The organism is Klebsiella sp. RHBSTW-00484, assembly GCF_013705725.1.
In the GTDB taxonomy this organism is placed as follows: Bacteria; Pseudomonadota; Gammaproteobacteria; order Enterobacterales; family Enterobacteriaceae; genus Klebsiella.
The window spans coordinates 5941686-5957531 of sequence record NZ_CP055481.1; the positions used below are offsets into that span (position 1 = coordinate 5941686).

9 protein-coding genes are annotated in these 15846 nt (G+C 55.8%); 3 read left to right on the forward strand and 6 right to left on the reverse strand.

The features are described 5' to 3' along the window. Window positions 1-2 precede the first annotated feature (2 nt). Window positions 3-617 carry an IMPACT family protein gene (locus HV213_RS28000; protein ID WP_181484088.1) on the reverse strand — a complete coding sequence of 205 codons (615 nt, stop codon included), beginning with the start codon at window positions 615-617 and terminating at the stop codon, window positions 3-5. Then, window positions 617-1948, reverse strand: coding sequence for a Xaa-Pro dipeptidase (pepQ, locus tag HV213_RS28005; protein ID WP_181484089.1), 1332 nt, complete (start codon window positions 1946-1948; stop codon window positions 617-619). Before pepQ ends, HV213_RS28000 begins: the two co-directional genes overlap by 1 nt. 191 nt (window positions 1949-2139) lie before the next feature. On the opposite strand from pepQ, the gene fadB reads away from it, so the two are divergent. Both fadB and fadA read left to right on the forward strand, forming a co-directional pair. Beyond that, the gene (fadB, locus tag HV213_RS28010) at window positions 2140-4329 is read left to right on the forward strand and encodes a fatty acid oxidation complex subunit alpha FadB (protein ID WP_181484090.1); all 2190 of its coding nucleotides are present in this window, start codon (window positions 2140-2142) and stop codon (window positions 4327-4329) included. A gap of 9 nt (window positions 4330-4338) precedes the next feature. Beyond that, window positions 4339-5502, forward strand: coding sequence for an acetyl-CoA C-acyltransferase FadA (gene fadA, locus HV213_RS28015; RefSeq protein WP_181484091.1), 1164 nt, complete (start codon window positions 4339-4341; stop codon window positions 5500-5502). 45 nt (window positions 5503-5547) lie between these two features. Here the strand turns inward: fadA and pbpC are convergent, their stop codons facing one another. Both pbpC and HV213_RS28025 read right to left on the reverse strand, forming a co-directional pair. Further along, the gene (gene pbpC, locus HV213_RS28020) at window positions 5548-7923 is read right to left on the reverse strand and encodes a penicillin-binding protein 1C (protein ID WP_181484092.1); all 2376 of its coding nucleotides are present in this window, start codon (window positions 7921-7923) and stop codon (window positions 5548-5550) included. Continuing rightward, window positions 7923-13877 (reverse strand): alpha-2-macroglobulin family protein, encoded by a 5955-nt coding sequence (locus tag HV213_RS28025; protein WP_181484093.1) that lies wholly within the window; start codon window positions 13875-13877, stop codon window positions 7923-7925. The genes pbpC and HV213_RS28025 overlap by 1 nt, the downstream gene beginning before the upstream one ends. A 253-nt stretch (window positions 13878-14130) precedes the next feature. Here HV213_RS28025 and HV213_RS28030 point away from each other — a divergent pair, with 253 nt between their 5' ends. After that, entirely contained in the window at window positions 14131-14451 is a 321-nt protein-coding gene (locus tag HV213_RS28030; protein WP_181484094.1) for a hypothetical protein, read from the forward strand. A gap of 29 nt (window positions 14452-14480) precedes the next feature. On the opposite strand, the gene HV213_RS28035 is transcribed toward HV213_RS28030, so the two are convergent. Then, a complete protein-coding gene (locus HV213_RS28035; RefSeq protein ID WP_228288641.1) occupies window positions 14481-15047 on the reverse strand; it encodes a DUF1287 domain-containing protein in 567 nt (188 codons plus the stop codon). A 97-nt stretch (window positions 15048-15144) separates the two neighbouring features. Then, the gene (fre, locus tag HV213_RS28040) at window positions 15145-15846 is read right to left on the reverse strand and encodes an NAD(P)H-flavin reductase (RefSeq protein WP_181484096.1); all 702 of its coding nucleotides are present in this window, start codon (window positions 15844-15846) and stop codon (window positions 15145-15147) included.

Consider the following 15846-nt stretch of genomic DNA (forward strand, 5'->3'; position numbering starts at 1 on the left):
GATTATTCGTCAATCTTCAGTAATTGCAACGAACCACGACTAAAATCAGCTAGCTTTGCTGAAAATAGCGCCACTTCAGCCTGAGGAAGCGCCACGCGCAGCTGAACAGAGGCTTGATATTCGCTTTCGACAATTTTCCCTGAGAACTGAGCTAACAGCGTTTCAATCCCGGCCAACTGCCCATATTCACACTGCAAAGTATATGCGGTCAGCGGCGTCTTGCGCTGTGTTGTTAGCTGAGCAAGCGCCTGATGGACACCGCCGCCGTAAGCTTTCACCAGGCCGCCGGTGCCCAGCAGAATACCACCGTAGTAACGCACGACAACAGCGGTTATCTCCCCAACGCCACTGCCCATAAGCTGGGCCAGCATCGGTTTCCCCGCCGTGCCAGCCGGTTCGCCATCATCGGAAAAGCCCAACTGTTGTGAGTCGTTCGGCGGCCCGGCTACCCACGCCACGCAATGGTGGCGGGCGTCCGGGTGCTCAGCTCTGACGGATTCAACAAACGCCTTTGCCGCCGCTACGCCGTTGGTATGCGCCAACAGCGTAATAAAGCGGCTTTTTTTGATCTCTTCAACAAAGGTCACCGGCGCAGCCGGTATCAACCAACTTTCCATTACGCCAGTTTCAGGTCACGCGTCATGTTTTCGACATTATTCTCGTGGATAACCACGTTGTCTTCGATACGAATCCCGCCGAACGGCTTCAACGCGTCGATTTTCTGCCAGTTGAAGTGCTTGCTGAACTGCCCTTCGCGCCACGGGGCCAGTAGAGATTCGATAAAGTAGATGCCCGGCTCAATGGTCAGTACCATTTTTGGTTGCAGAACGCGCGTGCAGCGCAGGTAGGGATATTTTGACGGCGCCGCCAAATGGGTGCCAGTATCATCCTGCATAAAGCCCGCGACGTCATGCACCTGCAAGCCCAGTGGATGGCCAATGCCGTGCGGCATAAACGGCCCGGTCAGGTCGTTCTCCACCATCGCCTCTTCACTCATATCTTTGACTATCTGATGCTTACGCAGCAGTTTGGCAATACGCTGATGGAACTGAATATGATAATCCACATAGCTGGTGCCCGCCTTCATGGTGCTAATCAGCGCCAGCTGTTCGTCATTGACGTCTTTAACCAGTTGAGCATAGTCATTATCACTATGCGCCGCCCAGGTACGCGTCAGATCGGCCGCGTAACCATTATATTCCGCACCAGCATCCAGCAGAAAACTACGCGCTTCAGTCGGCGCGCGATGATCCAGTTTGGTGTAGTGCAGCACGGAGGCATGTTCGTTCAACGCCACGATATTGCTGTATGGCACGTCGGTGTCACGATGGCCGGTCGCCGTCAGATAGGCAAGGTTAATATCAAACTCGCTCATCCCTGAAAGGAATGCTTCATGCGCTGCACGATGGCCATTAACCGCCGATTTCTGCGCTTCACGCATACAAGCCAGCTCATAATCGGTTTTATAGGAACGGTAGTAGTGCAGATAATCGATAACGCCTTTCGGGTTGATCTTATCCGCTGCAATCTCCAGGCCAAGCGCACGTTCCGGAACCGGACCGATATAGCCGATATTGCCGCGGGCTGCGGGCAGTTGGCTGCCAATACTGTCAGCTTTCGGCAGGGCAATCACTTCCACCTCTTCGGTCCAGAATGAGGTCGGCAGCGGTTCTACGTTGTGCCAGTAATCAACCGGCAGATAGAACCACAGTTTCGGTTTGTTGACGCCGTCCACCAGCAGCCAGCAGTTAGGGACTTGCGTTACCGGTACCCAGGCTTTGAACTGTGGGTTGACCTTGAACGGATACGGATGATCGTCAAGAAAGACATTAACCAATTCACCAGAGTGAATCAGCAGCGCATCCAGCTTAAAACGGGCCAGAACATCGCGGGTACGTTCTTGTAGGGTAACGATATGATTTTTATAGAGACCGGCCAGTGATTCCATCTTTTATCCTTTGATTTTATTGGATCGTGATTCTTCGCATCTTAGCACATTGGCCTCAGGCGGGGTGATTTCTACCGGGTGTGATCCGACCAGCATTTATTTAAAGAGTCATTTGCAATTTATTAACATAAATTCCACACTCCATCTCATCTGGTACGACCAGATCATATTGCTGGATTCAGGAGACTGACATGCTCTACAAAGGCGACACCCTGTACCTCGACTGGCGGGAAGATGGCATTGCCGAACTGGTGTTCGATGCCCCCGGTTCGGTCAATAAGCTCGATACCGCAACCGTATCCAGCCTCGGCCAGGCGCTGGACGTGCTCGAAAAACAAGAAGATCTTAAAGGGTTGCTGCTCCGCTCTGAGAAAGCGGCCTTTATTGTCGGCGCGGATATCACCGAATTCCTTTCACTGTTCCTGGTTCCTCAAGATCAGCTCAGCCAGTGGCTGCATTTTGCCAATAGCGTCTTCAATCGTCTGGAGGATTTGCCGGTCCCTACCATTGCCGCAGTTAACGGCTATGCGTTGGGCGGCGGCTGCGAATGCGTTCTGGCAACCGATTATCGCCTGGCGACGCCTGACCTGCGTATTGGTCTGCCGGAAACGAAGCTGGGCATTATGCCGGGCTTTGGCGGCTCGGTGCGTATGCCGCGGATGCTTGGTGCGGACAGCGCGCTGGAAATTATTGCCGCCGGGAAAGATGTTGGTGCCGATCAGGCGCTGAAAATCGGTCTCGTCGACGGTGTGGTAAAGCATGAGAAGCTGATCGATGGCGCGATAGCCATTCTGCACCAGGCGATTAACGGCGATCTCGACTGGAAGGCCAAGCGTCAGCCGAAGCTGGAGCCTCTTCACCTCAGTAAAATTGAAGCCACGATGAGCTTTACCATCGCCAAAGGCATGGTCGCACAAACCGCGGGTAAACATTATCCAGCCCCTGGTACCGCAGTGAAAACCATTGAAGCTGCCGCACGCTTTGGTCGTGAAGAAGCGCTGAACCTGGAAAACCAGAGTTTTGTACCGCTGGCGCACACCAGCGAAGCTCGCGCATTGGTCGGCATCTTCCTCAACGATCAGTACGTCAAAGCGAAAGCGAAGAAGCTCACCAAAGATACCGAAACGCCAAGACACGCTGCCGTACTGGGCGCGGGTATTATGGGCGGCGGCATCGCTTACCAGTCAGCCTGGAAAGGCGTACCGGTGGTGATGAAGGATATCAACGACAAATCGCTGACGCTCGGTATGACCGAAGCCGCCAAGCTGCTGAATAAACAGCTGGAGCGCGGCAAGATCGACGGTCTGAAGATGGCTGGCGTCATTTCAACCATTCAGCCGACGCTGGACTATGCCGGTTTTGAACGCGTGGACGTGGTGGTCGAAGCGGTCGTTGAGAATCCGAAAGTGAAAAAAGCGGTGCTGGCGGAGACTGAAGATAAAGTGCGTCCGGACACCGTGCTGGCGTCAAATACTTCCACCATTCCGATTAGCGAACTGGCCAGCGTCCTGAAGCGCCCGGAGAACTTCTGCGGCATGCACTTCTTTAACCCGGTTCACCGGATGCCGCTGGTTGAGATCATTCGCGGCGAGAAAAGCTCGGATGACACTATCGCCAAAGTCGTCGCCTGGGCAAGCAAAATGGGCAAAACGCCGATTGTGGTCAACGACTGCCCCGGCTTCTTTGTTAACCGCGTGCTGTTCCCCTATTTCGCCGGTTTCAGCCAGCTGCTGCGCGACGGCGCGGACTTCCGCAAAGTCGATAAAGTGATGGAGAAGCAGTTCGGCTGGCCGATGGGCCCGGCGTATCTGCTGGATGTGGTCGGTATTGATACCGCACATCACGCCCAGGCAGTCATGGCCGCGGGCTTCCCGCAGCGTATGCAGAAAGATTATCGCGACGCGATCGACGCCCTGTTCGAGGCTAACCGTTTCGGTCAGAAAAATGGCCTCGGCTTCTGGCGTTATAAAGAAGACAACAAGGGTAAGCCGAAGAAAGAAGAAGATGCGGTTGTGGATAGCCTGCTGGCAGACGTCAGCCAGCCGAAACGCGACTTCAGCGACGAAGAAATCATCGCCCGCATGATGATCCCAATGGTTAACGAAGTGGTGCGTTGTCTGGAAGAAGGCATTATTGCCAGCCCGGCGGAAGCGGATATGGCGCTGGTTTACGGCCTCGGCTTCCCTCCATTCCACGGCGGGGCATTCCGCTGGCTGGATACGCTCGGCAGCGCAAAATATCTCGATATGGCGCAGCAATATCAGCACCTCGGCCCTCTGTATGACGTGCCGGAAGGCCTGCGCAGTAAAGCACGCCATAACGAACCTTACTATCCCCCGGTTGAACCTGCCCGCCCGGTAGGCGACCTGAAAACGGCTTAAGGAGTCACAATGGAACAGGTTGTCATTGTCGATGCAATTCGCACCCCGATGGGCCGTTCGAAGGGCGGCGCCTTTCGCCACGTGCGCGCGGAAGACCTCTCTGCGCACCTGATGCGTAGCCTGCTTTCGCGCAATCCTTCCCTTGAAGCAAGCGCGATTGACGATATTTACTGGGGCTGCGTGCAGCAGACCCTGGAGCAGGGCTTCAACATTGCCCGCAACGCCGCGCTGCTGGCGGAAATCCCGCACTCGGTACCGGCCACCACGGTCAATCGTCTTTGCGGTTCTTCCATGCAGGCGCTGCATGACGCAGCACGCATGATCATGACCGGTGACGCCAGCGTATGCCTGATTGGCGGCGTGGAACATATGGGCCACGTCCCGATGAGCCACGGCGTGGATTTCCACCCGGGCCTGAGCCGTAACGTCGCTAAAGCCGCCGGTATGATGGGGCTGACAGCAGAAATGCTGGCACGTCTGCACGGCATCAGCCGGGAAATGCAGGACCAGTTCGCCGCCCGCTCCCACGCTCGCGCCTGGGCCGCCACGCAGTCGGGTGCGTTCAAGACGGAAATCATTGCCACCGGTGGTCACGATGCTGACGGCGTGCTGAAGTCATACAATTATGATGAAGTTATTCGTCCTGAAACGACGGTAGAGGCGCTGGCTGCGCTGAGGCCCGCGTTCGATCCGGTCACGGGTACGGTAACGGCGGGAACCTCTTCCGCACTCTCCGACGGTGCTGCCGCAATGCTGTTAATGAGTGAAAGCCGCGCTCGCGAGCTGGGCCTGAAACCGCGCGCGCGAGTGCGTTCTATGGCCGTCGTCGGTTGTGATCCATCAATCATGGGTTATGGTCCGGTTCCAGCTTCAAAGCTGGCGCTGAAAAAGGCCGGACTCTCCACCAGCGATATCGACGTTTTCGAAATGAACGAGGCTTTTGCCGCGCAGATCCTGCCGTGCATTAAAGATCTGGGGCTGATGGAGCAGATAGATGAGAAGATCAACCTCAACGGCGGCGCGATCGCTCTGGGCCATCCGCTCGGCTGTTCCGGCGCGCGCATTAGCACAACGTTAATTAATCAGATGGAGCGCAAAGACGCGCAGTTCGGCCTGGCTACCATGTGTATTGGTTTAGGCCAGGGCATCGCCACCGTCTTTGAGCGGGTTTAATCGTTGCCGTTCTTCCCGCCTGTCAGGGGCGGGTTTTTTCCTCTTTTACTGGCCAATTTCAATCACCACCAACCGCGTATCCGCCCGACCACGATCGTCAATCGCCCGCACGCGATAGCGTCCGCTACGCTTTGGAAACCACTCAATCGTATTGCGGCTGGCGCTATTACCCAGATACACATCTTCCACAAACCAGTAAATCACGTTGCTGTCGTTATCCGTAATGGCGTTGAAAACAATAGGTGTACGCTTGAGCGAGTCACGCCTCAGGGTATAAGTCGTATTGCGCAGCGGCGAAGTAATTCGTGGTGGCGAACCGTTCACCGCGCCCGTATCTTTGCATTTTGCGCTGGAAGGCGGCTTGCGTTTGGGTAACCCAGCCTGGGCGAAAACGCGGGCCAAATCCGACGGCCAGAATTCAAACACCTCAGTCCTGACCGTATTCGGATCGTAAGGTGGGCAGGCTACCTCACCCGTTGCTTTATCAATCGCCACCGGGCGATAAACCGTATCCACGCTAATCGGCGATTTACCGGGAATAAACCAGGTCTTGCCCTTACGCTGGCACCACGGCGTCGGTAAATTCCCACTGGCGAGACATACCTCCACCTGACGCAGGTTCTGTGGACGCGGACGCACAGGCTCTTTTAGCCCCGGATATTCGGCGATAACGTTGTCGATAATATTGAAAAACAGCGGCGCGGCGGCGTCAGCGCCGATAAACGCGTTATTCCCTTTACCATCGAAGTTTCCCAGCCAGACCACCAGCACATACGGGCCGAAAATACCGCTGCTCCACGCATCGCGAAAGCCCCATGAAGTACCGGTTTTCCAGTAAACCGGCAGCGACTGTGAGCGCTGTGCCAGGGTATCGCCGGGACGACGATGCTGGCTGAGCATATTCAGCGTAATAAAGCTGGACTCCGGGCTTAACAGACGCACCGCCTCCCCCAGAAGAGTCGCGTCGTTCAAGCGCAGCGGCCTCATTTCACCACGGTTCGCCAACATCGCGTACATCCGCGCCAGTTCCTGGGCAGTCACTTCACCACCGCCCAGTACCAGCGACAGGCCATAATGTTTTTCACTCGCCATATTCGCCACCCCCGCCATTTGCATCAACTGATACAGCGTTGGCTGACGCAGGCGTGAGGCGATAGCCACTGCGGGAATATTTCGGCTGTAGTTCAGGGCATCGGTGGCGGAAAGGGGACCGAGAAAGCGGCGGTCAAAATTCTCCGGCGCATAGGCACCAAACGCGACAGGCACATCTTTCAGAATGGTTAGCGGATGCAGAATCCCCTGCTCCAGCCCCAGGGCATAGATGAAGGGTTTTAACGTCGAGCCCGGCGAACGTTTTGCATCCGTCCCGTTAACCTGCCCCTGAATCTGCCGATTGTAATAGTCAGCCGACCCCACCAGTGCCCGTACGCCCATATCGCGGGTATCCACCAGCAGCGCAGCAGCATTGCGGATACCGCGATTTTGCTCGCGCGCGATCCAGGCATTCACCTGACGTTCAAGTAGGGTTTGCAAGCGGACATCCAGCGTGGTGGCAACCTTCTGCGGCCTATCCATATTCAACCACTGCCGACGCTGAAGCTGCTCGACAAAATGCGGGGCGATATAAGGCATCTGCTCCGGTTGGCGCAACACCAATGGCAACTGAAACAGCGCGGCATAGCTGGCGTCATCAGGGTGCGAAGCCAGCCAGCGCTGATAAAGCCGGTTACGCGCCTTTGTTAACGCCGGGCCAACCACGCCAGTGCGCGAATCGCTACGAAAGCTGGGTGACTGCGGCAGCACCGCAAGCGTTAACGCTTCCGGCAGAGTTAGCGCCTGCGACGGTTTATTAAAATAGATCAGGCTGGCCGCGCCGATGCTTTCAATATTGCGCCCGTACGGCGCGTAGTTCAGATAGGCTTCCAGAATATCGCGTTTGGAATAGCTCAGTTCCAGCTGGGCAGCGCGCAAAATTTGCATCGCTTTGCCCGGCAACGTTCTGGTATTCAACTTCCAGTACATCCGCGCCAACTGCATCGTCAGCGTAGAGCCTCCCTGCGGATGGCCACCGCGCAGATAGCTCACCCAAAAGCCGCGCATCAGGCTGTAAGGGTTAAACCCCGGATGATAATAAAACCAGCGATCTTCATGGCGCATAACGCCTTCAACAAGCAGCGGCGACATCTCCTCCAGCGGCGTCCACAACCGGTAGCGATCGTCACCGGTCAGCGCCAGACGCAGCAATTTACCCTCGCGATCGTAGTACGCCGTAGAGAACAACACCCCGTCCGATAAGCGCGGATGAGGCCAGAAACGGAAGCCAACGCAAAATAGCGCCAGTAGAAACAGCGCCATCAACAGGTTTTGCAGCAGACGGAAAAAGCGGCCCGCAGAACGCGGGCCGTTTGGGGTTTCAGACATTACGGTTTCACCGCTCCCGGCGGGGCAACGACGGTTAAGGTCGCGCCGCCTGCGGTTTGCGCCTGGATTTCACGATCGTACATCGCTTCGCCATAAGCTGGCGGTACGGTAAAGATGCCGGAGTTGGTCGCTTTAATCTGATACACAAACTCCTGCACCTTATCCGTCGCCTCGCCGTACATAATCACCCGATCTTCGCGAATATCGCTGTAGTCCGACTGCCAGGAGCCGCCAACCGCTAGCGGTGACCGCCATTCAGCTTGTGTGTCATCATCGCTGGCGGCACCCGCGCTCTGTGGCGTTTGCTGCACCACCTCAAAGCCGCCCGGCAGCAGATCGACGATCGCGATGTTAGCCACCCCCTGCTTCGCATTGGCACGAACTTTCACATGCACCCAGACTTTTTCACCCAGCGTCACCTGCGTGATGACCTCGCCTTTTTCATTGGTGTAGTCGCGGCTTATCTCCAGCCCGCGCGCCACAGCCTTTTGCGGTACCAACTGGTCATAACCCGCCTGCGTAACCACGTACCAGGCCGGATGATCGGAGGTATTGCTGAACAGCACTTCTTGAGTATCGGCACTGAACCGCCCGCGGGCAGCGACGCCGTTCAATGACGCAATCACCTGCTGGCGCGCATCGCGGGTTTTCGCGCTAATGCTCAACTGAGCGCCCTGCGCATTTGCCTGCGGTGCGGAGTAGTATTCCAGCGCCAGGATGCTCATCGCCGAAGAGAGCGTGGTGTAGCGGTTCGCTTTCAGGCGCATCACAATATTTTCCAGCAGTTGCGGCGGGATCTGGTCGATTTTTTCCGGGAAGTGGCGGGTGATCAAATACAACCGCGTGCTGTCCTGCACCAGCGGATCGAAATAGTTCCGCGTCCACCAGCTGCGATCGTAAGCTTTGCTCAGCTCCTTCCAGATTGGCTGCAGCAGCGTCTCCGCCTGTTTATCCATCTTCAACATCTGATAAGAGGCCGCCAGATACAGCGCGCTAAGGTCGGTCTGCCACGCATTCGGGTAATTGTTTTGCAGGCGCGTCTGCACCTCCGCCAGCAGATTGGTGGTGATGATGCCCTGGCGGGTCAGCAGATACGCAGCGAAAGCGCGTAGGCGCAGATCGTCCAGCGAGGTCATCCCCGCATTGGCCGCCAGCGTTTTCAGATAGCCGTTTGCAGGCTTCAGCAGCGCCTCGTCCACCGGATATTGCGCTTGTTGCGCTTCCAGCAGGAACTGGACCACGTATGGCGTAATAAACGGATCGGCCTGCGGCGAGGAGCGCCATACGCCAATAGCCCCTTCGTTATTCTGCCGTGCCAGCAGCGTGGTCAGAGTTTGCTTAAGCAGCGTGCGTATCTGCTCATCGCTGTACGCGCCCTTCATTTCCGGGTGGCGATACTGGAACAGCAGCGGCGTCGCCTGGCTGACAATTTGCTCCGAACAGGCATTAGGGTAATCAGCCAGATACTGAGCCAGGCCGTTGGTCAGCACCAGCGGCGACCATGAAACCTGCGCATCGCGGCGGGCAAAGGCGTCAAACATCTGACGCATCTCGCCCACGCTTTGCTCGCGACCGTCCATCCGCCCCATCACCGACTGCGTGCGGTACGCCGCTGCGGGCCGCAGCGACAGGCTCACCATGCGCTGTGTTGATTTATTGCCTGATTCCGCCTTAAACACCAGCGTCGCATTGCCTGGCATCGCTTTTGCCTTCAGCCGGAAGGTCAGCACCCCTTCCTGTTTTTCGGCAAGCAGCATTGACTGCTGCGCTTCTCCGACCATCTCCAGTTGCGGCGGCAGATGAAGCGAGACGGTTAACGGCGTTTTCACACCGTTCAGCCCGTTGAGATTGTTAGCGACGCCCAGCGTCACATCAAATTGATCTCCCGGCGCGACCGTGGTCGGCACGTTCGGGCTTAAGACAAAATCGTCACGCACCGTGGTATAGCGCTGCGCGTGGCCTATTTTGTCCGGCGTCACCGACATCGCCATCACGCGGATTTTACCGTTGAAGTAATCCGGCACCGGATAGTTGAACACCGCTTCGCCGTCCACATCGGTAATCCCCGACCAGTACGCCACTGGCGCATCTTTCTTGCGCTTGAACGGGTTCAGATGCAGATCCAGCCCTTCGCCACCGTCACCTCCCGGAGCGGAAACCAGCGACATCATCTTGCTAAATTCCGGCAGGATCAGGTCGAGAATTTGCCAGCTTTCCACCTCCAGTGTGCGCTTGCGGAAGAAGTAATCCAGCGGATCTTTCAGGCGATAGCGCGCGACCTGCAAAATTCCCTCATCGACAGCAAACACTGCCACCCGCTGCGGCGAATTGGTTTTCACCTTAATCGCCAGCGTTTCACCCGGCTTCACCACTTCCGGCGCGTCAATCGTCATCTGCGCCTGCCGCGCTTCATGGCTAATCGCGAACGGTTTAACGCCATAGCTGAGCGGGCTCATAAAGATTTCATCCGAGTTCGGATCGCGGATGAACTGCACGTTGATGTAGCCGTTGCCCTCCATCTCTTCCGGTACGCGAATGGTTTGTACCGAGCTGGTGGTATCGGTATGGAACCACGTCCACTGGTACACCTTATCGCGCTCAATGGTGATGATACCGCTGCCGGTATACGGCGCGTTGACGGCGACTTCAATCTCTTCGCCCGGTTTATACGTGCCTTTGTTCAACGTCAGCTTCAATTCGGCATCGCGATCCAGAGAGCGCGAGATGTTGGCGTTGCCCGCCACCGTATAGACCACGCGGTTCAGCACGTTATCTTTGCCGTCTTTTATCTCCAGCACAAACGTCCCGGGCTTATCCGTCGCCAGACGGAAATCGCTCCCCTGTGCGTCAATCACCAGCGGCGCACTGGAAACAGGGACTTCTTTAAGCTTCGACTGATACTTATAAACCCCTGAACTCTGCTTCGTCAGCACCGACAGGTACTTCTGCTCGAGCAGATCGACTTTCAGGCCGGGGAGGGCCATTTTTTTCAGCAGCGGGTCGATGGCTATCAGATTCAGGTGGCGTTCCGCATCCTTGTTGATGTAGTCAAGATCGCCATCCGCCTTCACACCTACCAACCAATCGTGCGGAGAGACCATCACCCGCGCCGCCGCCGTCACCGAGCGTCCACCGCCCGCTTCAAAGGCTTCGGAAATCAGCTGTAGCTGGTAAGTGGCATCGTCGTAACCGTTAAGCTCCAGCGCGATATCCGCTTTACCGTTGTCGTCAGTGGTTCGCTCTTCCAACTGCGTCTCGAAGTCATCATTGCTACGGCGATTTTCATAGAACTGATAGTCATTGAACTGGCTGAAGCGCGGGTAAACCGGGCGCAGCGTCAAATTCGACGTCACACGCCGTCCCTGAGCTGGCGTACCGAACAGGTTCTGCACATCAATATTCGCTTTCAGATCTCCAGGCTTCACCCACCCCAGTTGACGTTCCGGCGACAGCTTGAGCGCCACTTTCAGACGGTCTGGCTCGAACTCTTTGACCCGCACCGTGGTATCACCTAACAGGCGCTTATCGTCCTCATTTTTCCCCAGCAAATAGAGATATACCGTCCAGTCGCCGGTTGGCGAGTTTTCCGACGTGGTGTAATTCAGCTCGCTAAAGCCGGAAGCATCCAGCGTTAGCGGGATGGTCGCCATTAATGTATCGCGCGGATCGCGGATTTCCGCCTGCACCGGAATACCGGCAACCTGGGTTTTCCAGTCGGTGGTGCGGGTGATAAGCCCAATGTTAAACCGCTCGCCGGGGCGATAAACGCCGCGGTCGGAGAACAGGTAGCTGTCGAGCGTACGCGGATCGCGCGGCGTATACTCGCCCTCTACATCAAAACGGGAGAAACTCAGCTGACGGTCGCTATTATCATCAGTCGGCAGGAAGGAGACATCGCCCTCTTTTTCGACCAGAAACATCACTGGCGTCCGCTCGGCGCTGAAATCATCCAGCGATGGGAACACCACGTGACCATCCGCTTCAGTCGTTCGGCTAAACAGCGTCGTGCCGTTTCTCGCCACCACGGAGACTTTCGCCCCGCTGACCGGCGTGCCATCATGAATCGACTGCACGAAAACGTCCCGCGAACGATCGACCGAACGCTTCGCCATGATGCCCAAATCGGTGACGACGACAAACCGGGAGTCCATCACCCGGGCCTGTTCTTCGTCGTAATCACGCTCCTCTTCTTCAGCCCACTCTTCTCTTTTCTGTTCGGCCTGCGGATCCCAGCGCCTTAAGTTCAGCAGAAAAATACCGCGCCGGGACTGACCGTTATTGGTCAGATAACGCCCCAGGTCCACGCCCTGGTACTGAAGCGCACCCGTGTTATCGTTTTTGAGCGGCATCTGGTAATGGAAGCGTTCGGTAAAATATTCGTCATTCACCCGCCAGTTCACGAACTCCGTTGAGGTAAAGTCGGACGATTTAAATGAGACGATGTGCTGCAACTGGCTCGGAATGACGCGCTTGATGTCCATTTGCAGGCCCGGTACGTTACGCGCCGCCACGGTGATGCGCTTATCGCCCTTCATCGACAGCAGCGCTCCTTCCGAAGTAAAACGCAGCGCCTGGGGGTAATCTGGCACGGTGACAATATGGTAATCATCGGCGCGCAGGCGGAACCCGCCGACTGAGCGGAGGCCAGCGGCCACTTTCACCAACAGGAGACGACCAGCGGGAATATCTTTGTAGGTGAAGCTGAAGCCCGCCTGGTTCTCTTCATCGTTATCGCTCATCGTGATGGGCAGTAGGGAAGCGTGCGCCAGCACCTCTTCATCAATATCACTCAGGCTCCAGGCATAAATGCTCTGCTCATCTTCACTCTCCCGCACTTTAGGATCCAGCGCGTGCTGCGGCAGCACCCAGGCGGTCACGTTTTTATTTAGCGCTTTTTCATTCACCGCATCGCTGGTAGTAATAATCAGCGTGCGCATACCGTCGCTGCCGTCCGCTTCCACCAGTTGGCTATCCACGTCATTCACGCTCAGGCTATACAGGCCGGGAATGTCCTGGCTGCGCATTTTCTCTTCCGCCGTCGCGTTGGCCGTCAGCGTTGATTTCACGCCTTTTTTCACCGACAGTGCGACGCGATCGTTGTTATCCGGCAGCGTTAGCTGTGCTGAATGCACCCACGCCTGAAGCTTTTTCTCGTCATAAACCACATTAAACTTCAGAGGACGGTTGGACGACATCGTGCTCAGCGAAAGACGTTGTTCAAAACTTTGCGCATCCACTGGCGCATTAAACCGAACGGTGAAAATCGCGCTCTTCTTCAACGGTGTTTGCGGATCCTGATAAAACTCCGTACCCGTTATGCGCAAATCGAACGGTTCGGTCGTGAAGCGGTATTCGTTGCGCGCAAGGGAAACCTGCGGTGCGAGGATCTGTTTGGCATCCAGAGTTAACTTGAACTCTTCCCCCATCGGCAGCGTTTTACTGGCGGTAAAGACCAGCGTGCGATCGTCCTGCCATTTCCATTCGCCAGGTGCCGCAGGCGCTAGCGTTACCCCTGTGCTGATGGTCTTGCCGCTCAGCTCAACCGGCGCCGCGGAGCGCGAAAACGACAGCACCAGCGTCTGCGGTTCCGCACTATTGATATCAGGCGCTTTCGGCTCCCGCAGGCGCACATTCGCCTGCTGCACAATCAGCGGCGCCGGCTCAATCGGCTGCGGGCGATTCAAATACCAGTGCCAGCCGTAATAACCGCCGCCTGCCGTCGCCAGCACAGCAACCAGTACCGTCGCCACTATTTTTGGATGACTATCGACGCCGTTTTCCGCCCAACGCAGTGCGCGCTTTATGGCCGGTACCCAGGGCGGCATTCGCCAGCTAATCCGGCCAACTAACGGAGCGATAATCACCCCAAGAAGGCGCAATAAGGCGGATATAAGCCAGCCAATAGCACGTAATAAGGCAAAGGGGGAGCGGAACAAAAAGCGTAAGACGTCCATATCGCGGTGATCCTCAAAAGCTGCCAGTCAGCAATGGTCATATTCTAATCAGGACCATAATAACCTGCTACTGGTATGTACAGTGGTCACTCAACTATCAGAAAACACCATAATACGGTGGCGATAGTCGAGATTAAAACGGGCCGGGATGATAGAAGCAGAAGAAGTGAGATTCACTTCATTTGAGGTGAGTTTTCTATTTCTTGCATTAAGGTATTATCGAGTCGACTCCCAACTATCTTAAGGACAAGTTATGAAAACACTTATTGGTCTTTTTATTTTCGCCACCTTTTCCGCCCCGGTCCTTGCCGATGAACAAGACAACGCGAAAGCATGCTTCACCTGGGGTATAAATAAAATGGCGCAAAACCCTGAAGGCCAGCAGCAGTTGAAGCAATTAACGTTGGTGATGTCCGATATCAATACCGAACGTTACGACGAGAATATCGGCAGCCAGCATATCGCCACGCAGCTAACCGCGCCACTGGAAAAGGACGGGAACGCCGCCGGGCAAATGCTCTGTTTGCTTGAAAATGAGCAACCGCTCTACGTTTACTTTAACGATTATCAATAAAGACACGCGTACGATACGAGGGGCAGTTTTTATGACTGAAAATAGCGGTAATGACCCGTTATACGCCAGCTAAATAACACATCTTCCGCCTGTGTTCCCGCCCCTATATTATGAATAATCAGCGGCGTGCCTCCTTGCGTATATCGATCCGCAACAACGCCAATATGCGCCAGGCCATTATCCAGCCGCCAGGAAACGATATCACCAGGATGGTAATCGCCAGGCTGCCGGGTAATGGGTAACGCTTTGCCGTGACGGGAAAACCAGGTTTCGAGATTTGGCACCCGCCGATGGTCAATATTGGCATCCGGACGGGTTAGCTTCCAGTTTTGCGGATATGCACGAAAATTCGCCCGCATATCTTCATGCACCTTCTGCTGAAGATCGACCTGCTGACTGCGCAGTGCCCGAATCACTACATCCGAACAAACTCCCTGCTCCAACGGAACATCCCCGCCAGGATAAGCCAGCCGGACATAAGCCGGATTGTAGAATCGCGTTTTGCCAATTTGCTGCTCCGCGCCCAGGGCCACGGCCAGATTAGACCGAGACGGAACCGACCGCGGCGTCACAACGCTTTGCGTATTTACCTGCATGGCAGGTGGAAACAAGCTGTATCCTGCAACAATCAGGCCGATAAAAATAGTGACCAGTTTCATTGTTCATCCTTGAACAACAGATACTTCAGGTGAGTTAAATAAACGCGAAGGCATCGCCAAACAGGCGATCTTCGCGCGCGCCGCGTTCGTTGCAGAACAGGTCGCGGGCAATCTTCGCCATCTCAAAGCGGCCAGCAATATAGATATCATGCTCGGCAAGCGTTCCGTAATCCTGTAAAACCGCCGTAAGTACGGTTCCGGTACGACCACGCCACTCTTCTTCAGGTTGTTCAACAACAGGCTCAACGCGTAAACCAGGATGTCTCACGCTTAACGCTTCAAGCTCGGATAAGTCATAGAGATGCTTGGCTTCACGCCCGCCCCAGTAGATAGCGATATCGCGGTTCGGATTGCGCGCCAGCGCAGTGAGCAGAATGGAACGCACGTAGGAGAAGCCCGTTCCCCCGGCGATCAGAATCAGCGGACGATCCTCATCATCGCGTAGCCAGGCTTCGCCATGCGGGATATCGACCTCGATTTCACGTTCTTTCAAAATGCGATCCATCACCGCCATCGCATACAAGTTGAGTTCAGATGCGCCGATATGCAGCTCAATAAACTCGTGTTCCGATGGCGTAGAGGCCATGGAGAACGGACGCTTGTCGCGCTCGTCCATCACGACCATCAGATACTGACCAGCACGGAAGGAAAACGCCGCTTCCGGCACTAATCGAACGCGATACACGGTATCGGTAATCGCCTCCACCGAGGTCACTTTACAGCTTAAGGTTGTCAT

Bases quoted from the DNA above. Each gene is read 5' to 3' on its own strand.
- HV213_RS28030 (WP_181484094.1), top strand. From the start codon at position 14,131: ATGAAAACACTTATTGGTCTTTTTATTTTCGCCACCTTTTCCGCCCCG.
- pbpC (WP_181484092.1), bottom strand. From the start codon at position 7,923: ATGTCTGAAACCCCAAACGGCCCGCGTTCTGCGGGCCGCTTTTTCCGT.
- HV213_RS28000 (WP_181484088.1), bottom strand. From the start codon at position 617: ATGGAAAGTTGGTTGATACCGGCTGCGCCGGTGACCTTTGTTGAAGAG.
- pepQ (WP_181484089.1), bottom strand. From the start codon at position 1,948: ATGGAATCACTGGCCGGTCTCTATAAAAATCATATCGTTACCCTACAA.
- fadA (WP_181484091.1), top strand. From the start codon at position 4,339: ATGGAACAGGTTGTCATTGTCGATGCAATTCGCACCCCGATGGGCCGT.
- HV213_RS28025 (WP_181484093.1), bottom strand. From the start codon at position 13,877: ATGGACGTCTTACGCTTTTTGTTCCGCTCCCCCTTTGCCTTATTACGT.
- HV213_RS28035 (WP_228288641.1), bottom strand. From the start codon at position 15,047: ATGCAGGTAAATACGCAAAGCGTTGTGACGCCGCGGTCGGTTCCGTCT.
- fadB (WP_181484090.1), top strand. From the start codon at position 2,140: ATGCTCTACAAAGGCGACACCCTGTACCTCGACTGGCGGGAAGATGGC.
- fre (WP_181484096.1), bottom strand. From the start codon at position 15,846: ATGACAACCTTAAGCTGTAAAGTGACCTCGGTGGAGGCGATTACCGAT.